Origin of the sequence: Sulfitobacter sp. 1A12056 (assembly GCF_043558125.1) — a bacterium.
Classification (GTDB): domain Bacteria; phylum Pseudomonadota; class Alphaproteobacteria; order Rhodobacterales; family Rhodobacteraceae; genus Sulfitobacter; species Sulfitobacter faviae.
Genome location: NZ_JBIFFY010000001.1, coordinates 797,067 through 820,903, shown reverse-complemented (window position 1 = coordinate 820,903; position 23,837 = coordinate 797,067). Strand labels below are relative to the sequence as shown.

The following is a 23,837-nucleotide window of genomic DNA, read 5'->3' as shown; positions in this document are numbered from 1 at the left end:
CGCTATTCGATCTGCTCTTCCAGCATGGCCGTGATCTTGCGGCGTTGAAAGATATTGCGGATCTGATGCGCCATAATCCGCTCCGGTACGAAATAGGGTTTGCCGTCTTTCCATTCCGCCCGGAACTCATGCCGCGCGGCGATCAGCTTGGTGGTATGGCCATCCGCTGCAGCAACGGTGAGGTCCATCTGCCGGACTTTGTCGAACAGCCCCTCGGTCCCGATCCGCGTCTCGGCGCGGCGGAGCAGGTCGAGAAAACTGCCGATGTCGATGAAATCACCGCTTTTGATCGGCCCCTGATTGGTGCGGGTCAGGGGGTTCTCCACATCGTTCAACGCCACCTCTTCGCGTTCGGTGACCTTGACGTGATAGGTTTTCTCCTCCGTCACGACCCGCGCCATGACTTCGAGCAGGTAAATCGGCTCGGCTCCCATATTCGTCACGAAGCAATGGGCATTCTCATCCCGCGCGATCGAGCGGTTGATCAGGATCACCGGCTGCCGCTGCCGCCGGAAGTTGAGCCATAGGATATGCAGATAGGCCAGCCAGACCACCGCCGTAAAAAGACTGACCGCCACTTGTAACGTGCCGGAATTCTCTGCGATCCAATCGAGCATTCTGTCTCTTCCTTACCAAGCCTGCGGGAGTCGCGAGATTAACGCGCAGGGCGGCGCTTCGTTGCACAGAGATTGGCGGGGCGGGGTTGACCGGGCGGTATTATATCAATAATTCGCGATATATGGATAATGAAAACGCCCTCCAAGCCTTCGCCGCCTTGGGTCAGTCGACCCGGCTGGATGTCTTTCGCCTGCTGATCAAAGCGGGCGGTAAAGGCATGTCGGCGGGCGAGATCGGCACCGCGCTTGATGTGCGGCAAAACACGATGTCGGCCAACCTCTCGGTGCTGGCCCGCGCAGGGCTGATCCGCAGCAAGCGCGAAGGGCGCAGCATCCGATATTTCGCCGATATGAACGGGCTGCGCGCGCTGCTGGGCTTTCTCTTGGAAGACTGCTGCGGCGGCCAGCCTGAACTGTGCCAACCGCTGCTGGATGAGTTGACCTGCTGCTAACCCCATAGATACAAACGAAAGACCGCCATGACCGATACCGCCGATCCCGTAACCGCTGGCCTTGGTGCTTTTGAACGCTGGCTCTCGCTCTGGGTGGCGCTGGCCATCGGGGCGGGGCTTTTGCTGGGCAATCTCTTTCCCGGCATCTTTGGCGCGTTGGCGGCGCTTGAGGTCGCCTCGGTCAACCTGCCGGTAGCCGTGCTGATCTGGGCCATGGTCTATCCGATGATGGTCGGCGTCGATTTCGGCGCACTGCGGCAGGTGGGGGACAAGCCGAAAGGGCTGGTGGTGACGCTGGTGGTCAACTGGCTGATCAAACCCTTCACCATGGCCGCCCTCGGGGTGCTGTTCTTTAACCATGTCTTCGCCGGGCTGATCCCACCCGATGATGCGCAGGCCTATCTGGCGGGGGTGATCCTCTTGGGGGCCGCACCCTGTACCGCCATGGTCTTTGTCTGGTCCAACCTCACCCGCGGCGACGCGACCTATACGCTGGTGCAGGTCAGCGTGAACGATGTGATCATGGTCTTCGCCTTCGCGCCGATCGTGGCTTTCCTCTTGGGCGTGACCGACATCACCGTGCCTTGGGACACGCTGCTGATCTCGGTCGGCCTTTACGTCATGCTGCCGCTGCTGGCCGGCTACCTCACCCGCGGGCGGTTGGTAGCTAAGGGCGGTGAGGCGGCGGTCGACGCTTTCAAGGCTCGGGTGCAGCCCTTTGCCATTATGGGGCTTCTGCTGACGGTCGTGTTGCTCTTTGGCTTTCAGGGCGAGGTGATCCTCGACCGTCCGCTCGTCATCGCGCTGATCGCCGTGCCGCTGTTGCTGCAATCCTACGGCATCTTCTTCATCGCCTATGGTGCTGCGCGGGCGTGGGGCATTCCCTTCAACGTGGCCGCCCCCTGCGCCTTGATCGGCACGTCGAACTTCTTTGAACTGGCCGTCGCCGTGGCGATCAGCCTTTTTGGGTTGGGGTCGGGTGCTGCCTTGGCCACCGTTGTAGGCGTCTTGGTCGAAGTGCCGGTCATGCTCTCCCTCGTGGGCTTTGCCAACCGCACGCAGCATTGGTTCCCCGCCGCCAAATGAACCTCGCCCGATAACACTCTGCCGCCTAAGGAAATTCCCGTGACCGATACGCCAAACATCGAAGAAGACCACTTCAATTCCATCGACGAGAGCTGCCTCCTGTCGCCTCAGCGCGCCACCCACGGCCCGCGCATTCTGCTGCTCTACGGCTCGCTTCGCCCGCGGTCCTTCAGCCGCCTGATGACCGAAGACGCCGCCCGCATCCTCACCCGTCTCGGGGCCGAGACGCGGACTTTCAACCCCACGGGCCTGCCGCTGCCCGACGATGCCGCGCCCGAGCATCCCAAGGTGCAGGAACTGCGCGATCTGGTGTCATGGTCCGAAGGCATGGTCTGGTGCTCGCCCGAACGCCACGGCGCGATGACGGGGATCATGAAAACCCAGATTGACTGGATCCCCCTGTCGCTCGGCGGGGTGCGCCCGACCCAAGGCAAGACCTTGGCCGTGATGCAGGTTAGCGGCGGGTCGCAAAGTTTCAACGCGGTGAACCAACTCCGCATTTTGGGCCGCTGGATGCGGCTGCTGACCATCCCCAACCAATCCTCGACCCCCAAAGCTTTCTTGGAGTTTGACGAGGATGACCGGATGAAACCCTCGCCCTTCTATGACCGCGTGGTCGATGTGATGGAGGAGTTGGTGAAATTCACCCTGCTGACCCGCGACAATAAGGATTATCTGCTCGACCGTTATAGCGAGCGTAAGGAAAGCGCCGAGGAGCTTTCCAAACGGGTAAACCAAAAGGCGATCTGACCGCCAAATGCAAACGGCAGGGACAATCTTGGCCCTGCCGCATCATACTCGCGCTAAAAAGCGATCAGTCGTTGGACCAGCCGGAAACCGCTTTGATTTCGCAGAAGTCCTCGATCCCCCAAACGCCGCCTTCGCGCCCGTTGCCCGAACGTTTCATGCCGCCGAAGGGCGCACCTGCGCCACGGCTCTCGCCGTTCATCTCAACCATGCCCGAACGCAGCTTGGTCGCCAGACGGTTGCGGCGGGTGCCATCGCTGGATTGAACATAGTTGGTCAGGCCATAGACCGTGTCATTGGCCATCTCGACGGCTTGATCCTCGCTCTCAAACTTCATGATCGACAGCACGGGGCCAAAGATCTCTTCGCGGGCGATGGTCATATCGGGCGTCACATCGGCGAAAACGGTGGGTTTGACATAGAAACCCCGGTTCAGATGCTCGGGCCGACCGGTGCCACCGGCCACCAGACGCGCGCCTTCGTCGATGCCTTTCTGGATCAGGTCTTGGATCTTGCCCCATTGCGCCTCGTTCACGACCGGGCCGATGTGGCGGCCCTCTTCGCTGGCGGGGCCGACTTCGACCTTATTGGCCACTTCGGCTGCCGTCTCGACCGCTTGGTCATAGACGCTGGCCTCGACCATCATCCGGCTGGGGGCGTTACAGCTTTGGCCGGTGTTGTTCATCATATGCAGCACGCCGCGTTTGACGGCCTTGTCATCGGCATCGGCGAAGACAAGGTTCGCGCCCTTGCCGCCAAGCTCCAGATGGACCTTCTTCAGCGTATCCGCCGCGTTCTTGGAAATCGCGATGCCGGCGCGGGTGGAGCCGGTGAAGCTCACCATATCCACATCCTCATGGCCGGTCAGGGCGGTGCCCACGGTCGCGCCGTCGCCGTTCACAAGGTTGAAGACACCGGCGGGGAAGCCTGCTTCATCCATCATCTCGGCAAAGATCACCGCGCTCAGCGGGCTTTCCTCAGACGGTTTCAGCACCATGGTGCAGCCCGCGGCAACAGCGGCGCCGACTTTCAGCATCACTTGGTTCATCGGCCAGTTCCATGGCGTGATCATCGCCACGACGCCAACCGCCTCGTGAATGATCCGGTCGTTCGGCGCGTGATCCCCCAAGGGCTTTACGAATTTGAAATCTTTCGCCGCTTTGATGAAATTCTTCAGGTGGCTGTAACCCGCCCCCCATTGGGAGCTGCGCGCCATCTCGATGGGTGCGCCCATCTCGGTGCTGATCGCTTGGGCCATATCCTCGGTCCGGGATTTATAGACCTCGGCCAGTTTCTCCATCAGCGCGATGCGCTCTTCGGGGGCGGTGGCCATCCATGCAGGCAGGGCGGCCTTGGCCGCAGCCACGGCGGCGTCCACATCCTTCGGCCCGCCGAGCGAGATCACGGTGCAGGGTTCTTCGGTCGACGGGTTGATGACCTTATGTTCACTGCCCTCAAGCGGGGCGACCCATTTGCCGTCGATATAGAAATCACGTTTTTCGATCATGCTCTGTCTCCGTTATTGGCCAGGCGCGCGTCTTTCTTGCCGCCTAGAAGTGTCCGGGAATCGCCGGCTCCCGATATGCCTAGGACAATTTTACGGGGCGGAAAAGTTCAGAGGTGATTTTTGATCAAAAAGACGGGCGCGGCGGCTTGAAACCTGCGGGCGGGTAGGGGGCGCTCAGCCCTGCGCCGGGAAGCTGATTTCGACACAAAGCCCGTCTTGGCCTTCGACCTTCAGCGTCGCTTCGTGTTGGAAGGTCAGCGTGCGGATCATGCGCCAGCCCAGCGAATCCGACCGCTCGGGCCGTTTGGCGTCATCGGGCAGGCCGACGCCATCGTCATAGACCTTGAGCGTGAGCCCTTCGTCATCTTCTTGCGTGACTTCGATGGTGATCACCCCTTTGTCGCGCCCTTTGAAAGCGTGTTTATAGGCGTTGGTGATCAGCTCACCCACGATCAGCCCGATGTCGACGGCCAGTTTGTTGTCCATCTTCAGGCTGGGGCAAATCAGCTTGATGCCGATGTTCTGACGATCTCCGGTAAAGGCGCGTTCGGCGTTTTTGGCGACTTCATCCAGCATATCCTCCAGATCAAGGTCGGTGCTGTCGGTTGAGCGTTGCATCAGCTCATGCGCCTTGGAGAGCGAACCCACCCGGGTCTCCAACTCGCGCAACACTTGGCGGGTCTCATCCTCTTTGGCTTGGGTCTTGCTCATCCGGATCAGCGCCACGATCAGGGCAAGGTTGTTGCCCGTGCGGTGATGAAGCTCCTGCATCAAGAGGTCGCGGTCGGCGATGCCTTCGCTGAGTTCGCGGTTCTGTTCGGTCAGCGCGGCGGTCGGGTCTTTGGCATTATAGGCTTCCAGCGCCGCGAGGGCATCGGCCTTGATCTGCTCAACCGCGCTTTGCGGCTCGGGCAGCAGGAACTCCGCATGAACCCGCGTGCCTTCTTGCCCGGTGTCCACATCGAAACGCGCCGCGATACGCTGCACGCCGCGCAGGCCGAGGCCCAGACCGGTCTCCGACACGATGTCGCGCGTGGGGTCGAGCTTGTCTTCCTCGATCCCGCGGCCTTGATCGATTACCGTTAGGCCAAGGGCGGGCTTGCCGTTGATATCCGTCAGTGAAAAGCGCGCACGGCCTTTCTGGCCGTGCTCTATCGCATTGCGGCCCAGTTCCACGGCGGCGGTCACGGTGCGCGTCCGCTCGAATGAGGTAAAGCGCATGGCTTCGGTGAGGGTCAGGGCGATCTGGCGCAGGGCTGCGATATCACCGCCCTTTTCAAGGTTCACCGATGTGAGGTTCGTTGCTTTCATCAGTCCGCGTCCCGTGCAATGCGTATGACCACGATGGAGGCGTCATCACGCCCGCGAAATGCCCGGTCGAGCAGGTAGCCAGCGATCAAAAGCGGAGATTTCCACAATAGACCCTGGGGGAGATAGCTGTCGCGCAGGGTTTTCAACCCGTCGCTGTGCAGGATCATCAGATCCCCCGGTTCAAGGTCAAAGGTGTCTTCATAGCCTCGCGTGGCGCGGGCACCGATCCGCCCGTCACGCACCGGCAGGCGTTTGACCGCACCGTCGCGGACCCGCAGCGTGGCGATATTGCCCAAGGCAGCATAGCGCAGGACCATCTGCGGCTGCGCGATATGTACAAGGGCCGCCACCGCGCCGCGCTTGCCGATCAACTGCTCGGTCACCTCATACATCACCGCGCCCGGCTCGCTGTTGAAGCTGCGCGTGGCTTTGACGGCGTCGGTGACCTCCAGCGATGCGGCTGCGGCTTCGGGGCCATGGCCCAACCCGTCGCACAGCAGGATGTCGGTGGCTTTCGGCGTCTGCCGCAGCAGGTAATCGTCGCCACACTCCTCTTCGTTCGGATGGCAGACCCGTAGGCCCACGGCCTCGACCCCATGGGTCGGGCAGGGGGCGCTGTTTTGGACGAAGCTGCAAACGATGGTGGTGCCCACCTCCGGCCCGCTGAAAATGTCGAAATCATTCGACAGGCGGCGGATCGCCCCGAGGCCCAGCCCAGCAGAGCCGCCGCTGCTCATGCCGTCCTGAAACATGTGATCCATATCGCTGATGCCGGGGCCGCGGTCGGTGAAGATCATCACGATCTTGTCGCCCTTGGCCTCGGCCGGGGCATTGATCAGCGCGCGGCCCTTTTCGGCGTAGCGCAGGATGTTGGTGGTGGCTTCGGTGGCGACGATGGCCAATTCGTCGGTCCGGTGTTTGGGCCAGCCGTGTTCAGCGGCCAGACGACGCGCGGCGCGGCGCACCACGGCGATGGCGCTTTGGTCCTGAACTTCGACCCACTGTATCATAGGTTCACACTCATCAACACGCTGGTGCCCCCGCCAACGGCGGTGCGGATTTCAAATTTCTGGGCAAGCCGCTGTGCGCCGCCCAAACCCCGGCCAAGCCCGCCGCCCGAGGTATAGCCGTCCGTTAGGGCCAATGCCACGTCCTCGATCCCCGGTCCCTTGTCCCAACAGACCACGCTCAACCGCTTGGCCTTCGGGTCGACATAGATGGAAAATTCGCCGCCGCCAGCATGAACGATCGCATTGCGCGCGATTTCACTGACGGCGGTGGCGAAACGTGTGATATTCAGCGCCGAGGCGCCATGTTCTTTCATGTAGCGCGCCACGGCTTGGCGCACTGTAACCGCGTCGCCGCTGGTCTTTAGTTTGAACTGAGAGAGAAGAACCTGCGCCCCAAGGTCCTTTTCATCAAACGCGACGTAGCTGGGTGAGGGCATGGGTCAGGCTCAAGGCGGTGCGGATTTCTGGCAAGTACATGCCAAGCTCAACCAGCGTGACCGCCACCGTGGGTCGCATGCCAACCACATAGGTATCCGCCGCCAGTAGGCGAGAGATCCCCGCCAACTGCGCAATCACCCGCCCAACGAAAGTGTCCACGATCTCAAGCGCCGAGATATCTAGGATCACCCCATCGATGCGATTCTGGGATATCTTGTTCGACAGCCGATCCTGAAGCTCCAAAATCTCCGTGTCCGTGATGTCATCCTGTATCGAAACGAGGAGCGCATGTTCGACCAGATTAATCGACGTGACACCGGCCACCTTATTGACCCTCGGTCTTCTTGATCACATAGCCGACGGTCATCAGCGCATCCGACAGGGCGGTGCGAATGCTGGACCGGGTCGAGACAGTGCCCACGTCGATGCCAAGCTGCACCATGGTCTGGGCGATCATCGGGCTGATGCCGCTGATGATACATTCAGCCCCCATCAGACGCACGGCGGCGGCGGCGCGCAGCAAGTGTTGCGCCACCTGCGTATCGACAGTGCCGACGCCGGTGATGTCCATGATGACCACTTCGGCCTGGCGCTCAAGAATGGTCTGAAGCAGGTTCTCCATCACCTCTTGGGCGCGGGCGGAATCCAGCGTGCCGATCAGCGGCAGGGTCAAAACGCGGTCCCAAAGCTCGACCACAGGAGTCGACAGTTCCAGCATCTCTTGGCGCTGGCGATCAATGATCTGCTCACGCTCGAGAATAAAGATTTCGTTGGTGAAGATGGCAAAGGCATCGACCAAACGGGTGACCAGCATCACGTCGCGGATCAGCATCGCGTGGTCGCTGTCCAGCATCGTCTCAAGCCGTTTGAACAGCGGCGTTTTCAACGCCAGCACAAAGGTCGCCATCTCGGTCGGGGTCACGCCCCGGTTGACCCGCTCGCGGCTGACATCGGTCAGAACGGCGCGCAGATCGTCCCATTGGGTATCGTCAAAGTCGAAATCCTCGCCGGTGACCCCATCGCGCACACCTTTGGAGAAGGCTTTGAGCAATTCGCGGTTCTGGTTACGGCTCTCCGCATCGGAGAACAGGTCAGAACGCTTTACGCCTTCTTTGACCTGCGTTCCCAGCCACTCCTCGATGATACCTTTGAAATCGGTGTCGAGAACAGTCAGAATATTGGCCGTAGCAGATTGCGGCATCTTGAACCCCAGTATTTATTTCACCCCCCATAGGCCAATCGTGGGCGTGAGTGTCAATAGGACGCAGGGAGTTTGATCGGCGGTAAAGCGCCGTTTTGCAGAATGAAATGGCGCGTAAGTAGCTGTTTTTAAGCAGGCTCTCGCGACGAAACGTAAGGGTCGCCTGCAAAAAGGGCAGCAACGGCGCTTTGGCCGGGTGCTGCCCCTTTCTTGATCTTGTCTTGCGGCTGTCAGGTTGCCGCGAGGTTATTACGCCGCCTCGCCGGGGTGACGCGGCACCAGCGCGCGCACCAGATCGCGCATATGCAGCACGCCGACCTGTTTGCCTTCGCGCATGACGCGGTAGTTGTTGGTGGTATCCCCGCCGGAAACGGCAATGATGCTTTCCAGCGTGTCGTCGAAATCAACCTCACCGGCCACATCCGTGGGGGGCACATCGGTCTTTTCCATGACCGAACGCACGCGCAGCACGCGGGCGCGGTTGATGTCGCTGACGAAGGCTTCGATATAGGGATCGTTGGGGTTCAGCAGGATATGCTGCGGCTCGCCCTGTTGGACGATGAACCCGTCTTTGAGGATCACCAGATGGTCCGCCAGTTTCAACGCCTCGTCCAGATCGTGGGTGATGAAGATCACCGTTTTATGCAGTTCTTCCTGCAATTCGATTAGCAGGTCCTGCATGTCGGTGCGGATCAACGGGTCAAGCGCGGAAAACGCCTCATCCATCAGCATCACGTCGGAGTTTGAGGTCAGCGCCCGGGCAATGCCCACACGTTGCTGCATCCCGCCCGAAAGCTGCGCGGGATACTGCTCTCCTTGGCCTTCCAGCCCGACGCGGTTGAGCCATTTGGTGGCCTCATCCGCGTATTTGCTGCGGCTTTTGCCTTCAATCTCCCAACTCAGTCCGGTGTTTTCCAGCACCGTGCGGTGGGGCAGCAGGGCGAACTTTTGGAACACCATCGACATGTCATGCTTGCGCAACTGGCGCAGGCGACGCTCGTTATAGTCGAGGATGTTCTCACCGTTCACGATGACCTCGCCCGCCGTGGGGTCGATCAGCCGGTTGAGGTGTCGGATCAGCGTTGATTTGCCCGAGCCCGAGAGCCCCATGATCACCGTCGTCTTGCCCGCAGGCATGTCCACGTTAATGTCATTAAGGCCCAGCACATGGCCCGTCTCGGCCTGAAGGTCGGCTTTGCTCATCCCCCCGCGGACCTTCTCCAGCGCGGTTTTGGGATCGTCGCCGAAGATCTTGTAGAGGTTGCGGACGGAAATCTTGATGTCGTCTGTCATGTCTGGCCTCACTTCTGCGCCGCGTTGATCCGCGCAAGCGCGGCTTTGGTGACCCGGTCAAGGATGATCGCAAGCAGCACGATCCCCAGACCCGACAGGAGGCCCACGCCCAACTCAAGGCTGCGAATGCCGCGCAGCACTAGCACGCCAAGGCCGGGGGCGGACACCAGCGAGGCGATCACGACCATGGCAAGGCTCATCATGATGGTTTGGTTCACACCGGCCATGATGTTGGGCAGCGCCAGCGGGATCTGCACCTTGTAGAGCTTTTGGCGGTTGGTCATGCCAAAGGCATCCGCGGCCTCGATCACGTCCTTGTCGACCAGACGGATGCCGAGGTCAGTCAGGCGCACCACCGGCACAATGGCATAGAGGATGATGGCGATGCCGTAGAGCTTGGGCTCGGTCACCGAGAAGAGGAAGATCAGCGGGATCAGGTAGACGAAGGGCGGCAGGGTTTGCAGCATATCCAAAACCGGGATCATCGAGCGCTGCACCCTGTCACTGCGCGACATGGCGATGCCGATAGGCACGCCAAGAAGTACGCAGATGAATGCGCAGACAAAGATGATCGCCAGCGTCTGCATGGTGTGTTCGTAAAAGTCGATGAAGGCGAGGAAACCAAAGACCAACGCCACGAGACCCACCAGCTTCAGCGAACGGCCCACGGCATAGGTGATTGCCATCAAAAGCGGGATCATCACGAACCACGGCACCGATTGCATCAGCCAAAGCGCGTTCTCCAACGCCCAGCTCAGCGGTTGGGTGAGGGGGTCGACAACAACTTTGAGACTGTCCTTAATGGCAAGGAAGCCTTGCTCCAGCCCTTGGGTCAGGTCGCGCGATTGTGGGATGGCGTCGCAACTGTCGTGCAGCGCATCCAGAGAGGGGAAGGGCATGTCCCAAAGCGTGGTGTCGGTATCACCGCCCGCTTGGCCCATGAGGTCGGCCATGGAGCTTAGCCCGCCGCCTTGATCGTCGCCGCACCAGTCCCGCAGGCCGAGCGTGTCAAAGAGATTGTCGTAGGTTGCCATCTGTCGCTTTCCCGGCCTGCATCAGACCGTTTGCTTTCGGGGAGGGGGCCGAGGCGCCGCGCAGGCCGCGCGGCGTCGGCTGCCCCATGCAGTGGCGGCAATTCAAACCTATGTCCTTACAAAGGAACTGCGCTTCGGGCCAAAGGGGCCAAGGCGCAGTCGGTATGAAAAGACGTAAGTCTTGCCGCCGGTCATCGAAACGAACGGGCGGGAAACCCGGTTGAGTTCCCCGCCCGTCGTTTTGGTCAGTCTGTCTTACTGCTCAAGCAGCTTGGACAGGTTGCCACGGGCGTCATCGCTCAGCCATTCGGCCCAGACGTCCTTGTTGTTTTGCAGGAAATACACCGCCGCTTCCTCGTTGGAGGCGTTGTTTTCACCCTGCCATGCCAGCAGCTTGCTCATCTCGTCGGTCTTGAAGGTCACATTGCCGATGAACTCCGCGATCTCGGGGTTCTCGTCGTGGAAATCCTTGGTCATGACGGTCAGCACCGGCGCGGTCGGGAAGGCCGAAGGCTTGGGGTCCGGCGTGTCGGCATTTTGGTTGGCGTTATGCGCGGTTTCGTCATATTCGCCCAGATCGACGCTGGTCATGTCGTATTTACCCAGCGGGGTGGTCGGCGCCCAGTAGTAGCCGAACCAAGGCTCTTGGCTCTCATAAGCCGAGGCCATCGAGGTCACCATCGTCTCACCCGAGCCGTGGTTAAAGACTTCGATGCCGTTGCCTTCGAGGTCATAGGCCCGCGCGAGGTTGTCGCTTACCACGCGGCAGCCCCAGCCATCGGGGCAGTTGTTGAACATGCCGCCGACCAGTTCGGGGTTTTCCAAGATGCCTTCGATGGTCTTCAGCTCGGGGTGCTCTTCGGCCAGATAGGTGGGGATCCACCAGCCTTCGACGCCACCGGGGTCGAGCACGGAAGTCAGCTCAACAATCTTACCGTCCGCTTTCAGCTTTTTGTAAGCGTCACCGGCGGAGTTCGGCCACAGTTCGGGCACGATGTCCGGCTCGTTGTTCTCGGACAGCGATGTCACGGCGGGGGTGGTGTCCGACGGCACCACGGTCACGTCGCAGGAATAGCCCTGTGTCAGCAGGAATTCGGTGACGGCGGTGACGATCTGTGCCGAAGCCCAGTTCATTTCCGCGATCGAGACTTCGCCACAGTCCTGTGCGGCGGCGGCCATCGGGGTTGCAACGGCAAAGGCCGTGCCAAGCAAATAGCGTTTCATAGTGATATCTCCTCTATTGTATCCGCAGTGTCGCGCAGTCGCGCACCGCTGATCTTTGCCCCTTTCCATCAAGAAGGAGCCGGTCGCGCGATAGGCGCGGCAGCTTTCGATGGGCGGGTTTGCTGGAGATATGAAAACAAATCATGCGCCCCTGTGCAACACGATTGCCGGGCGCAAGACGCAAGAACGGGCACCGCGCCGGGCCTGACGCGATGCCGCTATATGCGGCGTTCCCATGCAGAACGCCATATTTTTAAGGGTCGGCACGGCCCCTCACGCGGGGCACGGGCCAGAGCATTCAGCGGCGGGAAAAACTTTCCATGTCGCGGATGTGCTGGGGGATGTCCTTGCGGTTCAGGCCGATATCCTGAAGCAGACGGTCGTCCATCGCGTTCAAGGTCGACAGCGTGCGGTTACGCTCCCAACGGCGCGCGGTGTCGCGCAGCGCACGGCGCAGCATGGCGACAAGGGCCAGCCCTTCGGCATTGGCGACTTGACCGATAGTGCCGTTAAAGGCGGTTCCGGGCATCCCGGCGATCTGGTTGGTGTTTTTCAGCAGGCGGAAATGCATGGCATGCTCCATATCAAGAAGGTCGAAGTGGGAAGGATCCGCAAGAGACGACGGTCAGTGCCAGAAGGCCGGGCCGGGTCGGTCTCATCCCGAGTGTGATCCGGTAAGTCAGTTGGAACCCCGATGGTCTAAACAGGCGGATCGGCCTGTCCGACCGGGGTTACCGGCGGTTCAGCAGCGTGCCCGGTTTGCGCGGGCGCCTCTTATGAACAGCATACATCAACATGCCGCGCATTTGGTCCACCCGAGCGGTCTTTGCAATAGGGTGAAATAGGGGTGCGACACCCTGCCGCATGTGCGAGGCGCAGAGCCCACTATGGCTGAGGTTTCCGCCCGCCCGGCGTGGTGTCGTTTGTGGCATCTGAAATGTCGTTTTGAGAGTCGGATTTGGCGCATTTTGGCGCGGTCGATCGAACGGAAAGGGGCCGTTGTTTGGGTGGCCTTCGCGGGTGGCAATTGCATTTTCTCCGCGGTCAATCTCGGCGCGGAGTGAGGGGCGGAGCGCTCACCATGACTCGCCCGTAACCCGCGCGGCTTTCGCCCCCGCGCGGGCTCAATGCCGTGAGGAATCGATTCGGCGGGAATAAGGCGGGTCGCCCGTGGTTTCGTCACCAGTTCCGCAGGTTTGCGGGCGATTGGTTCCAGCCGGTGAACAAGCAATCAAAAAGAATGACGAAAACAAGGCGGCGTAGATGCGGCTGATTTGCGGCGGCATTGTCGCGCAATGCGAAACAGTCTTGACCGAGGGATCGGCGCAGCCGTCCTGCGCAGGCGTTAATTCACCTTAATCCTATGGCGATTCGCGATACCGACGCGGAGTGCGCCGGAAACAATTGCGCCCAAAAGTCGCGCTAAACCACCTGAATTGCGGCAAAACTTCATTTGGTTCCGGCTATTTTCAAACATTTTTTGCTTTGTCCATTCGTATAGGAGGGCTATTCCTATAGGTGCCCAACTGGGGGGCATAGAAGTCTGTAGGTCACGGGGGCGGCCGCATTAAGCGCATCAGGGATGCGGGAAATGTGGATACGCCGCAAGTTTGCGACCGTAAGCACAACATACCGAAGTGCACCGCGCCTCGGCTGTGGGCCATGTTCCGGCTCTTCCCCTTCGTTGCGCAGGATGCGTGCCGCTCGATCTGGATTTCTGCCAGCGGGGCGCGTGTGAACGGAGGGAGAGACGAGATGATACACAAGCGACAGGCCCTGCCACTGGCCTTCTGCGGGGCAAGAAATGCCCGGTTCGACCGCTCTGCCGTTCGGCGCTCCATTCCTCAAATTGAAAAAGCATCCACTTCCAAGACGGCCGCGTTGCGCGCCGCGTGCAACACCGCTCAGGAGATTTCACAATGATTAGAACACTTGATTTCAATGCGTTCAGCGCAGGCACCATCATTGACGACGAATATGCGGATCTGGGCGTTACGGTTTCGGCCAGCGGCGGCTCCGGCGATGCGATGGTCTTTGACAGCAGCAACCCCACGGGCGGCGACAGCGATCTGGCCTCCGACACGCTTGAGGGGCTGTTGATCGTCTCCGAAGACGGCGACCAGAGCGACCCGGACGACAACGCCGGCGGCGGCAGCCTGTTTTTTGACTTCGATGACATGGTGCGCATGAAGGGCGTGACCTTCAAAGACATCGAAGAGACCGGCGGGGAAGGCACCCGTGTCATCTTTTACGATGACAATGGCGATGTGATCCAAAACCATTATGTGCAGCCCACCGGCGATGGCGGTGAGCGTTTCGTTCAGTTCAACATTGATGGCGTGTCGCGTTTCGAAGTGCGTTTCGAAGGCTCGGGCGCGATCGACAATCTGGTTTTCGACGATGGCCAACCGCAGGGCGGCGGCAATGACGCGCCCGTGGCCGAAGACGATGTGCTTGAGATCGACGAAGACACCTCTGGCACCGTCGACGTGCTGGGCAATGACAGCGACAGCGATGGCGACACGCTGACCATCACCATGGCAACCTGCCCGGCAGGCCCGGTCGTCATCAATGACGATGGCACGCTGACCTTCACGCCGGACGCGGATTTCAACGGCGACACCACAATCACCTATACCGTGGATGACGGCAATGGCGGCACCGACACCGGTACCGTGAATGTCACCGTGAACCCGGTGAACGACGCGCCTGTCGCCAATGACGACACCGCCGACACCACCGGTACCGATCCGGTCGTGATCCCGGTTCTGGACAATGACACCGATGTCGACGGCGACACCCTGAGCGTGACAGATGCGTCGAGTGATGATGGCACCGTGACCATCAACGACGATGGCACCATCACCTTTGTCGCCAATGACGATTTCACCGGCGATGCGACGATCACCTATACCGTGTCCGACCCCGACGGCCTAACCGACGAAGGCTCGGTGACCGTGACGGTGGGCGACGGCGGTTCGACCCGTGACGGCTATGTCGACGGCACAGCGGGCGCAGACTTGATCGACACCGCCTATACCGGCGACCCCGATGGCGACATGATCGACAATGACGACGCGATCCTGCCCGATGCGGAAGGCGACGACGACTATGTTCGCGCTGGCGACGGTGACGACACCATTCTGGCAGGCGACGGCGATGATATTGTCGAGGCGGGCGCAGGCTCCGACGTGGTCGAGGGCGGTGAGGGTGATGACATGATCACCACCGGCAACGACGATCTCGCCCCCGATCTGGGCTACCCGGAAAGCGACAGCGACGATCTGGGCTTTGACCCCGACGCCGACCCCGAGAATGACCGCGACTCTGTCGATGGCGGGGCGGGCAATGACACGATCAGCACAGGCGACGACCGCGACACCATCACCGGCGGCACCGGCGATGACGTGATCAACGCAGGCATCGACGACGATATCGTCGACGGCGGTGACGGCGACGACCGGATCGTCGGCGGCGAGGGCAACGACAGCCTGCTCGGCGGCGCTGGCAACGATACGATCTATGCGGGCAACGACCCCGATCTGGGTCTCGACGTGCTCGACATCCCCGACGAAGAGGATGCGTCCAACCCCTTCACCCCTGACCGCAACCCGAACAACGGGATGGACACGGTCGACGGTGGCGCGGGCAATGACGTGATCTATGGCGCCGACGATGCGGATATGCTGCGCGGCGGCTCGGGCGATGACTATATCGACGGCCAGATCGACGATGACGTCATCTCGGGCAACACCGGCGACGACACGCTGCTGGGCGGTCAGGGCGATGACAGCCTGTCGGGCGGTCAGGGCAATGACGAGCTTGACGGCGGCACCGGCGACGACACCCTGCGCGGCAACCGGGACGACGACCTGCTGGTCGGCGGCGAAGGCGATGACCTGCTCGACGGTGGCGGTGAGAATGACACTCTGATGGGCGGCGACGGCGACGACGAACTGCAAGGCGGTCGGGGCGACGATCTGCTCGACGGTGGCGCAGGGGTCGACGTGATGACCGGCGGTGCCGATCAGGACAGCTTCGTCAACGTCAACGCAGGCGACGATGTCGACGGTGGCAGCGCGGGCGTGGATTACGACACACTTGACCTGCGCGGCTCCGCCCCCGAGGGTGGCCGTCTGGAGATCACCTATACCTCCGACGACCGCGAAGACGGTTTTGTTGACTACTTCAACCAAGATGGCAGCGATGCCGGGCGTTTGAACTTCATCGAGATCGAGAATGTGATCCCCTGTTTCACACCGGGGACCAAGATCGCCACGCCGCGCGGTGAGGTGCCGGTCGAGGCGCTTCAGGTCGGTGACCGGGTCATCACCCGCGACAACGGCATCCAGACGATCCGCTGGGTCGGCGCGCGTGAGATGACCGGGGCCGAGTTCGAAATGGCCGCTCATCTCAAGCCGGTGCTGATCCGCAAAGGCGCGCTTGGCAACGACCTGCCCGAGCGTGACATGATGGTCAGCCCCAACCACCGCGTCTTGGTCGCCAATGAAAAGACCGCGCTCTACTTCGAAGAGCGTGAGGTGCTCGTCGCGGCGAAACACCTGACCGGGATGGAGGGCATCGACGTGGTCGACGTGTCGGGCACCAGCTACATCCATGTGATGTTCGACCGTCACGAGGTGATCCTCTCCGACGGGACATGGACCGAGAGCTTCCAGCCCGGTGACATGTCGCTGGCCGGTATCGGTGAAGAGCAGCGTCAGGAAATTTTTGAACTGTTCCCCGAACTGGCGACGAAGGACGGGATCGAAGGCTACACCGCCGCGCGTCGTTCGCTGAAAAAGCACGAGGCCAGCCTGCTGGTGAAGTAATTCGGCAGGAGCCGAGCGTGACACAGTTTGAAAACGGGGCGGGCGACCGCCCCGTTTTTTCATGCGCGGGCTATTCCTGCTCTGCGCGCCACGCCGCCCAGTCCTCGGGCGTGTCGAGGTCGCGGCGCGCGCGCTGGCCGGGCAGGGGCACAAGCTGCATCCGGTCTGCGGCAGCGCGCACAACCGCGCGGCCCCCATCATCGCCGCGCAGCTGTTTCAGCTGATCGAAAAGCGCGGCGGCAAAGACGATGGGGTGCCCGGGCTTGCCGTCCTCTGTGGTCGCGCGCCAGATCAGGGTCTCGCCCGTCAGGTCCACCGCAGCCGCGAGGCGGGCAAGATCGCTGGCCTCAAGCGCGGGCATATCGGCCAGCAGCACCATGGCGGCGGGCGTGTCCAACGGCAGGGCAGCAAAGGCGCGGCGCAGGCTGGCGCCCATGCCCTCTGCGGCCTCGGGAACGGGCAGCGGCGTGATGTCCAACCCGCTAAGCGTCGTGTAACGCGGGTGCGGCGCGGGCGGCAGGGCGACGGTGACGGGGCCAATGCCCTGCGCCAGCCGCGCCTGACGGCGCAACAAGGGCTCACCGCCGATGTCTTCCATCAATTTGTCACGCCCCCGCATCCGAGTTGAGGCACCGGCGGCGAGGAGGATCACGGGCAAAGGGGCTATCGTCATGCCGCCCAACCTACCGGGCACGGGGGGCGAGGATAAGGGCTTTCTTGCCCCCGCGCCGTGGGGCGGCGTTTCGCGCCGGGCCAGCGTGCAGATTCCGTTGAACCGCCGTTGGCAGGGCGCTTTTTCGTGCTACCCTTTCCCCATGAATATCAAGGACCTGATCCCGCACACGCTGTTTCGCAAAGCCCGCGAATATTCTCGCAAACTTTGGGTGCGGGTGGTTTTCATGGGGTTGCTGGCCTTTGTCGCCCTCGGGTTGACCCAGCTTTTTGAGCCCTTGGTGCCCAAGGAAGTAGCCACGAGGTTGACCGGCGAAGCGGCGGATCGCCTGTTGCAGATCATCGCGGATGCGATGTTGGCGGTCACGATCTTTTCCATCACCATCATGGTCACGGTCTACCGGTCCTCGTCATCGCAGTTCACGCCACGGGCGCATCGTCTGATCATTCAGGACCGCACCACGCAGAACACGCTGGCGGTCTTTATCGGCGCCTATGTCTATGCGCTGGTGGCGATCATCATGCGCGAGTTGGGCATCTATATCGACGAACGCTCTTTCGTGCTGTTCCTGACCACGGTACTGGTGCTGGCGATCATCGTGATCTTCCTGATCCGCTGGGTGCTGCATCTGCAAAGCTTTGGCAGCCTGATCGACACGACCCGCCAGATCGAGGCGGTGACCACTTCATTGTTCAAGGAGCGTCTAAAGACGCCCTGCATGGGCGGCCACCCCCTGACCGGTCCGGTGCCCGATGACGCCCGCCCGATTTTTGCCCCTGAGAGCGGCTATATCCAACATATCTACCCCGAGGCGCTGGACCAGCAGGCGCGCGACCATGGGGTCGCGATCTATATGCCCCGGCGGATTGGTGACTTCGTCTTTGTCGGTGAGCCTCTGGTCATGGTCACCCGGCGGGGCGGCCCGCAGGACGCGGAACATGATTGGGACATTCTAGAGCAAAAGGTTTTGGAGACCGTGCAACTGGGCGATCTGCGCACCTTTGACCAAGACCCGCGTTTCGGCTTGCGGGTGCTGGGCGAGGTTGCCTCCAAGGCGCTGTCGCCGGGGATCAACGATGGCGGCACGGCGATTGACGTGATCACCCGCATCGGGCGCGTGCTGTCCTATTATTCAGATGAGGCCAAGCCGGGCGGCAAGGTCGCGCTGCCGAACCTGCATATCCCGCCCATTCCGGCGGACGCGCTGATCGAAGACGGGTTTGGCGCACTGGCCCGCGATGGCGCCTCGGTCGTCGATGTGCAGATGGTCTTGCAGGAGGTGCTGACAGGGCTGATGCAGCACCCCGATCCCGGCCTCTCGGCCGCCGCCCGTGACGCGGCAGAAGATCATCTGCGCCGGGCTTTTGAAGAGGTGCCTTTCGGCCCCGACCGGGCGCGCATCTGGTCCGCCGCCTGCAAAGACGTGCAGGCAGCGGTAGAGACCCCGGCCTGAGCCGGATCATAGGGGGCGGATCTTGAGCTGGGTGATCCGGTTGCCGTCCCGTTCGATCACCTCAAAGCGGAAGTTGTGGAAGGAGAAGACCTGCCCCACGGTGGGGATCATCTGCGCCTCATGGATCACCAGCCCGGCCACGGTATTGGCCTCATCATCGGGCAGGGACCAATCGGTCGCGCGGTTGAGGTCGCGGATCGTCATCGCGCCTTCGACCATCAAATGCCCGTCGTCCGACTGTTTCAGCGGGTGATCCGCATCGGGGTCAAACTCATCCGTGATCTCGCCCACAATCTCTTCGAGGATGTCTTCGAGCGTGATCAGCCCTTGGAGCGAGCCATACTCGTCCACCACCAGCGCAAAATGCGTGCGACGGCGCAGGAACTGGCGCATCTGTTCGTCCAGGGTTGAGGTTTCGGGCACGAAATAGGGTTTCATCACCACATCGGCCACGTTGAACCCGTTGAGCGCTGCGGCATCGCCGTTGGGGCCGCCGATCAGCTTGTACATGGCGCGCAACAGGTCTTTGGCGTGGATCACGCCGATGATGTTTTCAGGGTCATCGCGAAAGACCGGCAGGCGGGTGTGGTTCGATTGCAGGCATTTCTCCATGATGTCGGTCGGGTCTGAATCCGCGTCGATCATCTCGATCCCCGAGCGGTGCAGCATGACCTCTTCGACCGCGCGTTCGCGCAGGTCGAGCGCGCCCAGAATACGGTCGCGGTCTTCCTTTTCGACGACGCCTTCGGAATGGCCCAATTGCAGCGCTCCGGCGATTTCCTCGCGCACCGCCAGAATGTTGCTGTCGGGGTCGATTTGCACGCCGAAAAGCCGCAGCACGCCGCGCACGAAATAACGCACCGCCGTCACCACGGGCGAGAAGATAAGCACCACGATGCTAATCGGGCGCGAGACCAGCGCCGCCGCCGTTTCGGCATTGGTGATGGCATAGGTCTTTGGCAGCACCTCGGCAAAGACGAGCACCAGAAGCGTCATCACCAGCGTCGCCAGCGCCACGCCGCTTTCACCGAAGAGCCGGGTGAAGAGCGCAGTCGCCATAGAGGCGGCAAGGATGTTGACCAAGTTGTTGCCCAAAAGGACCGAGCCGATCAGCCGCTCGTTATCCTCGGTGATCTTGAGCGCCCGGATCGCGCCGCTTGCGCCCTTGTCGGCCTGCGCGCGCAGTTTGCCGCGCGAGGCGGCGGTCAGGGCGGTTTCGGAGCCTGAGAAGAAGCCCGAGAGGACAAGGAGGAACAGGATAATTCCGGTGCTGATCCAGAAAGCGGTGTCAAAGAGGGCGGGGCCCGTTTCCATGAGGTCTAAATCCATCCATTATGTGTTGCGAATGTTATGGGCGCAGGGGCTGCGTCATTCAAGGGTTGCAACGGGGCAGGGTGGCGTGATGCAGGCGAAAATCAACTGCGCGGAGCTTGGGATTTTGGACGGGCCGTTGCTGCTTTTTGGCGGGCCCTATTCCAACCTTCAGGCGGTCGAGGCGCTGGCGGCTTTCGCCGTGGCGCGGGGCATCGACGGGGGGCAGATGATCTGCACCGGCGACATTGTTGCCTATTGCGGCGCGCCGCGCGAATGTGTGGCAGCAATGCGGGCGCTTGGCTGTGCCGTGGTGGCAGGGAATTGCGAAGTGCAACTGGCCAGCGGGGCCGAGGATTGCGGCTGCGGCTTCGCGCCGGGCAGCAGTTGCGACATGCTCTCGGGCGCCTGGTACGCCCATGCGGCACAGCAGTTGGACGCGGGCGCGAAAGACTGGATGGGCCGCCTGCCGGATGTGGCGGTGTTCCGCCATCAGGGCCAGCGCTATGGCGTGATCCACGGCGGGGTGCGCGATGTGGCGCGGTTCATCTGGTCCGAGAGTGCGGCGGCGGTGTTCGAAGAAGAATGGCAGGCGCTGGAAGACATCGCAGGCCCCGTCGATCACATCATCGCGGGCCACTCCGGTCTGCCCTTCATCCGCGAGACAGCGCGCGGGCGTTGGATCAACGCAGGCGTGATCGGCATGCCGCCCCATGACGGCGGCCAGCAGACGCGGCTGGCGCTGCTCGACGGGGGTGAAGTGGGCTTTCACCGGCTGAGTTACGATGTGGCCGGGGCCGTGGCCGATATGGCCAAGGCAGGCTTGCCGCGCGCCTATGCAGACGCGCTACAAAGCGGTTACTGGCCTTCGGAAGACGTGTTGCCGCCGGAATTGCGGGTGCCGTCCTTGGCGAGGGGGTGACGCTCCAGCACGAGATCTGACAGCCGCTCATCCAGCACATGGGTGTAGATCTCGGTCGTGGCGACGTCGGCGTGGCCCAGCATGGTCTGGATCGCCCGCAGGTCCGCGCCGTTGGCCAGCAGATGCGTGGCAAAGGCATGGCGTAGTGTGTGGGGCGTGACTTTTTCGGGCGGCACGCCGCCGGTCACGGCGAATTCCTTGATCAGCAGATAGAAGCGATGCCGCGTCAGATGCCCCGTCGCCCCGCGGGACGGGAAGAGGTGCCGCGCGGGCGGTTTGCCCTTGGCTTGGGCCGCCTCATCCGCCTTGTCGCGCACCACCAGCCATGCCGCCAGCGCGTCGCGGGCGGGTTCTGACAGGGGCACCAGCCGCTCGCGGCCCCCTTTGCCTGCGATCAGCAGCAGGCGCGGATCGCCCCGCGCGGCGCTGACCGGCAGGCTGACCAATTCACTGACCCGCATGCCGGTGGCATAGAGCAGCTCCATCAGGCAGGTGTTGCGCAGCTGATCGGCCAGCGACCGGCCAGAGTTGCGCGCGGCATCGAGCAGCCGGTCGACCTCTTCCTCGGACAGGATCTTGGGCAAGCGTTTGTCCTGCCCCGGCCCGGCGATTTGCACCGCAGGGTTGTCTTCGCGCAGCCCTTCCTCAAAGGCGAAACGGTAAAGCTGTTTGATCGCCGAGAGCCGCCGTGCGCGGGTGGATTTGGCCAGCCCCTGCGCGTCGCAATAGACAAGGTAATCTTCGACCTCGCCGCGGCTGGCGGTCAGGAAGTCATGGTTGCGCTGCGCCAGAAAGGAATCGAAATCCTTCAGGTCGCGGCCATAGGCCAGCTGCGTGTTGGTGGCGGCACCCTGTTCGGCGGCGGCGGCCTCCAGAAAGCTGGAGATCCAATGGAAAGTCGGGGTCTGGGACATCATCATTGCTGGAGCAATACAATCTGCAAGGCGGCACGTCGGGCGGTGTCTTCCAATCCGAGGGCGCGTAGGGTGGCTAGGGCGTCGCGGAGCGCCGATGTGTCACCACTCGCCCCGTCATGCAAGAGCGACAATAGGCGCAAAATCGCCATGCCCAATTCCTTGTCCCGTGCCAGCGCCATCAGGTCGGCGCGGGGGGTGGGATTGGCGAAAGCGTCATGCACCGCGGCGGCCAATGGCGCATCGGGCGCGGGGCCTTTGGGCGCGTCGCCCACGGCCACGGCGCGCAGCAATTCGTCCTCGGGGGACTTGCCGATCACCCGCGCCGCGGCGGCCTCATACTCAGGCGACAGCAGCGCCACATCCCGCGCCAGACGCGCGGCATGGCCCGCCAGCGGAATGGTCGAGAGCGGTTCGGCAAAGAGCGCGGCAAAGGCCACTTCGAGAGAGGCTTCGCGCATCGCCTCCCAAGCGGGCGGCAGGGTCTTGGCCACCGCCTCGGCGCTGCCGGTGCGCAGGGCCGTCTCAAACCGTTGCAGCGCCGCGACCCGGTCCCAGACCCCGCCAGAGGCGGCGGGCTGACGATCAGTATAAAGCCCCAGCAGCAGGTTGTCGGGCAGGGCGCCCGCGCGGGTCAGCCGCTCGGCGGCCTCAAGCTGGGCCTTCCATCCGGCGATGTCGCGCAGATCGGCCACCGCATAAGCACGCGGCAGGATGTTGGAGGGCAAGGGCTCGCCAATGGTTTCAAACAGGCGGAAGGTCATCGGGTCCATCTGGCGCGGCACGCGCAGCGGTTCGGCCCCTTCGTAGAAATCCGGGTTCAGGAAACGGTCAAAGAGTTCAAGCTGCGCCTCGGGCAGCAGACCAAGCGCTTGGGCCGAGCCAAAGGTCAGGGCCGCGTTCTCCCAATTGCCAGCGCGGGCGTTGCAGAAAATCCGGGTGCCATAGTCCCGGGTCAGATGCGGCGATTTCACCAACCGCTCGCAGACGCGATGCTCGGTCCCGGTGAGCAGGGAAAGCTGCATCCACAGGTCGAAATGCGCGGTCGAGGTGGTCACCCCGGCCTGTTCGATCAGTGACAGCGCCGGGTCGAGGGCGCCAAGCTCCATCAGCTTTTCGCCCCGCGCCAGCGCCAAAAGATCGCCGTTGCGCGCCTCGCCCTGCGGGGCCTGCGCCTCGGCCAGAAGCACGGTGTAGAGCAGCGCCTGGGCGGCGGGCAGATGCAGGTCCGGCAAATCGCGGATGCGGTCGATCAGGGCGGTCGTGTCGCTGCCCAGCCAGATGTCCCCGCGCAGCCCGGTGACAGAGCTGGGCACCAGCCCGATGCGGCGCGGCGCGCCATCGCCCAAGGGCGTGACCTGCACGGGCGGCGGCAGGGCGCTGTCGGCCACGGGCGGTTCCGGCACCCGGCCCGGGTTGGGCGGGCGTTTGGGCCGGTTTTCGGGCGGCGATTGCGCGCCCAGCCAGTCAATCACCGACAGCGGCTGATCATTGGCCGCGGGGGGCTGGTCTTGCCGTTCAGACGCCTGACGCGATTCGCGACCCAGATTGCGGTCTTCTTCGGATTCGGCCAGCAGGGCTGTGGCGCTGACCGAGCAGATCAATGCAGCGCAAAGGGCCCGTTTGCCTTTGGACAGGGCGTTGGCCACGCCGCTCAATCCGCTGTCAGCGTGACAGGCTGGCGCGTCTCAATCTGTTCGGGCGAAAAATCCACGCCAAAGAAAGGCCCGACATAGGCATAGCCTACGAGACCGATGAAGCCGACAATCAATAGAAATATCAAAAGCTTGAAAAGTTTACCCATGATTTATG

23 protein-coding genes are annotated in these 23,837 nt (G+C 62.2%); 7 read left to right on the top strand and 16 right to left on the bottom strand.

The genetic code is table 11. The features are described from left to right. Window positions 1–2: 2 nt before the first annotated feature. On the bottom strand, window positions 3–617 hold the full coding sequence (locus ACGYLD_RS04035; protein WP_271693586.1) for a hypothetical protein: 615 nt from the start codon (window positions 615–617) through the stop codon (window positions 3–5). A 122-nt stretch (window positions 618–739) separates the two neighbouring features. On the opposite strand from ACGYLD_RS04035, the gene ACGYLD_RS04030 reads away from it, so the two are divergent. From ACGYLD_RS04030 to arsH, 3 genes are read left to right on the top strand one after another with little or no spacing between them, the layout of a single operon-like run. Further along, window positions 740–1,069 carry a helix-turn-helix transcriptional regulator gene (locus ACGYLD_RS04030; RefSeq protein ID WP_271693587.1) on the top strand — a complete coding sequence of 110 codons (330 nt, stop codon included), beginning with the start codon at window positions 740–742 and terminating at the stop codon, window positions 1,067–1,069. A 27-nt stretch (window positions 1,070–1,096) separates the two neighbouring features. Then, entirely contained in the window at window positions 1,097–2,155 is a 1,059-nt protein-coding gene (gene arsB / locus ACGYLD_RS04025) for an ACR3 family arsenite efflux transporter (RefSeq protein WP_271693588.1), read from the top strand. Between the two features lie 39 nt (window positions 2,156–2,194). After that, window positions 2,195–2,905, top strand: coding sequence for an arsenical resistance protein ArsH (gene arsH / locus ACGYLD_RS04020; RefSeq protein WP_271693589.1), 711 nt, complete (start codon window positions 2,195–2,197; stop codon window positions 2,903–2,905). Between the two features lie 64 nt (window positions 2,906–2,969). On the opposite strand, the gene ACGYLD_RS04015 is transcribed toward arsH, so the two are convergent. The 10 genes from ACGYLD_RS04015 to ACGYLD_RS03970 form a co-directional block, all read right to left on the bottom strand. Further along, window positions 2,970–4,409 carry an aldehyde dehydrogenase family protein gene (locus ACGYLD_RS04015; RefSeq protein ID WP_271693590.1) on the bottom strand — a complete coding sequence of 480 codons (1,440 nt, stop codon included), beginning with the start codon at window positions 4,407–4,409 and terminating at the stop codon, window positions 2,970–2,972. Window positions 4,410–4,583: 174 nt separating this feature from the next. Beyond that, complete coding sequence (locus ACGYLD_RS04010) at window positions 4,584–5,720, bottom strand: sensor histidine kinase (RefSeq protein ID WP_271693591.1); 1,137 nt, start codon at window positions 5,718–5,720, stop codon at window positions 4,584–4,586. After that, window positions 5,720–6,730 carry an ATP-binding protein gene (locus ACGYLD_RS04005; protein WP_271693592.1) on the bottom strand — a complete coding sequence of 337 codons (1,011 nt, stop codon included), beginning with the start codon at window positions 6,728–6,730 and terminating at the stop codon, window positions 5,720–5,722. The genes ACGYLD_RS04010 and ACGYLD_RS04005 overlap by 1 nt, the downstream gene beginning before the upstream one ends. Continuing rightward, window positions 6,727–7,167 (bottom strand): ATP-binding protein, encoded by a 441-nt coding sequence (locus tag ACGYLD_RS04000; RefSeq protein WP_271693593.1) that lies wholly within the window; start codon window positions 7,165–7,167, stop codon window positions 6,727–6,729. Before ACGYLD_RS04000 ends, ACGYLD_RS04005 begins: the two co-directional genes overlap by 4 nt. Next, on the bottom strand, window positions 7,139–7,492 hold the full coding sequence (locus tag ACGYLD_RS03995; RefSeq protein ID WP_271687493.1) for an STAS domain-containing protein: 354 nt from the start codon (window positions 7,490–7,492) through the stop codon (window positions 7,139–7,141). The genes ACGYLD_RS04000 and ACGYLD_RS03995 overlap by 29 nt, the downstream gene beginning before the upstream one ends. Before the next feature lies 1 nt (window position 7,493). Then, entirely contained in the window at window positions 7,494–8,369 is an 876-nt protein-coding gene (locus ACGYLD_RS03990) for an STAS domain-containing protein (RefSeq protein ID WP_271693594.1), read from the bottom strand. Window positions 8,370–8,618: 249 nt separating this feature from the next. After that, window positions 8,619–9,662: a glycine betaine/L-proline ABC transporter ATP-binding protein gene (locus ACGYLD_RS03985; protein WP_271693595.1), complete on the bottom strand. Its 1,044-nt coding sequence runs from the start codon at window positions 9,660–9,662 to the stop codon at window positions 8,619–8,621. Window positions 9,663–9,670: 8 nt separating this feature from the next. After that, complete coding sequence (locus ACGYLD_RS03980) at window positions 9,671–10,696, bottom strand: proline/glycine betaine ABC transporter permease (protein ID WP_271693596.1); 1,026 nt, start codon at window positions 10,694–10,696, stop codon at window positions 9,671–9,673. 255 nt (window positions 10,697–10,951) lie between these two features. Then, the gene (locus ACGYLD_RS03975) at window positions 10,952–11,920 is read right to left on the bottom strand and encodes an ABC transporter substrate-binding protein (protein ID WP_271693597.1); all 969 of its coding nucleotides are present in this window, start codon (window positions 11,918–11,920) and stop codon (window positions 10,952–10,954) included. A gap of 298 nt (window positions 11,921–12,218) precedes the next feature. Next, entirely contained in the window at window positions 12,219–12,491 is a 273-nt protein-coding gene (locus ACGYLD_RS03970; RefSeq protein WP_067627410.1) for a DUF1127 domain-containing protein, read from the bottom strand. A gap of 1,091 nt (window positions 12,492–13,582) precedes the next feature. Here ACGYLD_RS03970 and ACGYLD_RS03965 point away from each other — a divergent pair. Together ACGYLD_RS03965 and ACGYLD_RS03960 are read left to right on the top strand one after the other, a co-directional pair. Further along, a complete protein-coding gene (locus tag ACGYLD_RS03965; protein WP_276154837.1) occupies window positions 13,583–13,843 on the top strand; it encodes a hypothetical protein in 261 nt (86 codons plus the stop codon). After that, window positions 13,840–16,752, top strand: coding sequence for a Hint domain-containing protein (locus ACGYLD_RS03960; RefSeq protein ID WP_271693599.1), 2,913 nt, complete (start codon window positions 13,840–13,842; stop codon window positions 16,750–16,752). The genes ACGYLD_RS03965 and ACGYLD_RS03960 overlap by 4 nt, the downstream gene beginning before the upstream one ends. Before the next feature lie 70 nt (window positions 16,753–16,822). On the opposite strand, the gene ACGYLD_RS03955 is transcribed toward ACGYLD_RS03960, so the two are convergent. Beyond that, window positions 16,823–17,425 (bottom strand): NTP transferase domain-containing protein, encoded by a 603-nt coding sequence (locus ACGYLD_RS03955; protein WP_271693600.1) that lies wholly within the window; start codon window positions 17,423–17,425, stop codon window positions 16,823–16,825. On the opposite strand from ACGYLD_RS03955, the gene ACGYLD_RS03950 reads away from it, so the two are divergent. Then, window positions 17,424–18,878 carry a DUF2254 domain-containing protein gene (locus ACGYLD_RS03950; protein WP_346428855.1) on the top strand — a complete coding sequence of 485 codons (1,455 nt, stop codon included), beginning with the start codon at window positions 17,424–17,426 and terminating at the stop codon, window positions 18,876–18,878. The two genes, ACGYLD_RS03955 and ACGYLD_RS03950, sit on opposite strands and share 2 nt — an antisense overlap. Before the next feature lie 6 nt (window positions 18,879–18,884). Here ACGYLD_RS03950 and ACGYLD_RS03945 read toward each other — a convergent pair whose 3' ends face one another. Beyond that, window positions 18,885–20,192, bottom strand: coding sequence for an HlyC/CorC family transporter (locus tag ACGYLD_RS03945; protein WP_271687478.1), 1,308 nt, complete (start codon window positions 20,190–20,192; stop codon window positions 18,885–18,887). A gap of 88 nt (window positions 20,193–20,280) precedes the next feature. Here ACGYLD_RS03945 and ACGYLD_RS03940 point away from each other — a divergent pair, with 88 nt between their 5' ends. Next, a complete protein-coding gene (locus tag ACGYLD_RS03940) occupies window positions 20,281–21,111 on the top strand; it encodes a metallophosphoesterase family protein (protein WP_394401281.1) in 831 nt (276 codons plus the stop codon). Here ACGYLD_RS03940 and ACGYLD_RS03935 read toward each other — a convergent pair. Genes ACGYLD_RS03935 through ACGYLD_RS03925 form a run of 3 tightly spaced genes read right to left on the bottom strand, consistent with a single transcriptional unit; the run spans window position 21,048 to window position 23,829 of the window. Beyond that, entirely contained in the window at window positions 21,048–22,028 is a 981-nt protein-coding gene (locus tag ACGYLD_RS03935; RefSeq protein ID WP_394401278.1) for a tyrosine recombinase, read from the bottom strand. The genes ACGYLD_RS03940 and ACGYLD_RS03935 overlap by 64 nt on opposite strands. Next, entirely contained in the window at window positions 22,028–23,674 is a 1,647-nt protein-coding gene (locus ACGYLD_RS03930; RefSeq protein WP_333909708.1) for a hypothetical protein, read from the bottom strand. The genes ACGYLD_RS03935 and ACGYLD_RS03930 overlap by 1 nt, the downstream gene beginning before the upstream one ends. 5 nt (window positions 23,675–23,679) lie before the next feature. Beyond that, window positions 23,680–23,829 (bottom strand): hypothetical protein, encoded by a 150-nt coding sequence (locus ACGYLD_RS03925; protein WP_007120408.1) that lies wholly within the window; start codon window positions 23,827–23,829, stop codon window positions 23,680–23,682. Window positions 23,830–23,837: the final 8 nt, after the last annotated feature.

Coding starts and splice junctions, on each gene's coding strand:
- ACGYLD_RS03960 (WP_271693599.1), top strand. CDS start 13,840: ATGATTAGAACACTTGATTTCAATGCGTTCAGCGCAGGCACCATCATT.
- ACGYLD_RS03990 (WP_271693594.1), bottom strand. CDS start 8,369: ATGCCGCAATCTGCTACGGCCAATATTCTGACTGTTCTCGACACCGAT.
- ACGYLD_RS03975 (WP_271693597.1), bottom strand. CDS start 11,920: ATGAAACGCTATTTGCTTGGCACGGCCTTTGCCGTTGCAACCCCGATG.
- ACGYLD_RS04035 (WP_271693586.1), bottom strand. CDS start 617: ATGCTCGATTGGATCGCAGAGAATTCCGGCACGTTACAAGTGGCGGTC.
- ACGYLD_RS03955 (WP_271693600.1), bottom strand. CDS start 17,425: ATGACGATAGCCCCTTTGCCCGTGATCCTCCTCGCCGCCGGTGCCTCA.
- ACGYLD_RS04000 (WP_271693593.1), bottom strand. CDS start 7,167: ATGCCCTCACCCAGCTACGTCGCGTTTGATGAAAAGGACCTTGGGGCG.
- ACGYLD_RS04005 (WP_271693592.1), bottom strand. CDS start 6,730: ATGATACAGTGGGTCGAAGTTCAGGACCAAAGCGCCATCGCCGTGGTG.
- ACGYLD_RS03935 (WP_394401278.1), bottom strand. CDS start 22,028: ATGATGTCCCAGACCCCGACTTTCCATTGGATCTCCAGCTTTCTGGAG.
- ACGYLD_RS04030 (WP_271693587.1), top strand. CDS start 740: ATGGATAATGAAAACGCCCTCCAAGCCTTCGCCGCCTTGGGTCAGTCG.
- ACGYLD_RS04015 (WP_271693590.1), bottom strand. CDS start 4,409: ATGATCGAAAAACGTGATTTCTATATCGACGGCAAATGGGTCGCCCCG.
- ACGYLD_RS03925 (WP_007120408.1), bottom strand. CDS start 23,829: ATGGGTAAACTTTTCAAGCTTTTGATATTTCTATTGATTGTCGGCTTC.
- ACGYLD_RS03985 (WP_271693595.1), bottom strand. CDS start 9,662: ATGACAGACGACATCAAGATTTCCGTCCGCAACCTCTACAAGATCTTC.
- arsB (WP_271693588.1), top strand. CDS start 1,097: ATGACCGATACCGCCGATCCCGTAACCGCTGGCCTTGGTGCTTTTGAA.
- ACGYLD_RS03945 (WP_271687478.1), bottom strand. CDS start 20,192: ATGGAAACGGGCCCCGCCCTCTTTGACACCGCTTTCTGGATCAGCACC.
- ACGYLD_RS03950 (WP_346428855.1), top strand. CDS start 17,424: ATGCCGCCCAACCTACCGGGCACGGGGGGCGAGGATAAGGGCTTTCTT.
- ACGYLD_RS03980 (WP_271693596.1), bottom strand. CDS start 10,696: ATGGCAACCTACGACAATCTCTTTGACACGCTCGGCCTGCGGGACTGG.
- ACGYLD_RS03940 (WP_394401281.1), top strand. CDS start 20,281: ATGCAGGCGAAAATCAACTGCGCGGAGCTTGGGATTTTGGACGGGCCG.
- ACGYLD_RS03970 (WP_067627410.1), bottom strand. CDS start 12,491: ATGCATTTCCGCCTGCTGAAAAACACCAACCAGATCGCCGGGATGCCC.
- ACGYLD_RS03965 (WP_276154837.1), top strand. CDS start 13,583: ATGTTCCGGCTCTTCCCCTTCGTTGCGCAGGATGCGTGCCGCTCGATC.
- ACGYLD_RS04010 (WP_271693591.1), bottom strand. CDS start 5,720: ATGAAAGCAACGAACCTCACATCGGTGAACCTTGAAAAGGGCGGTGAT.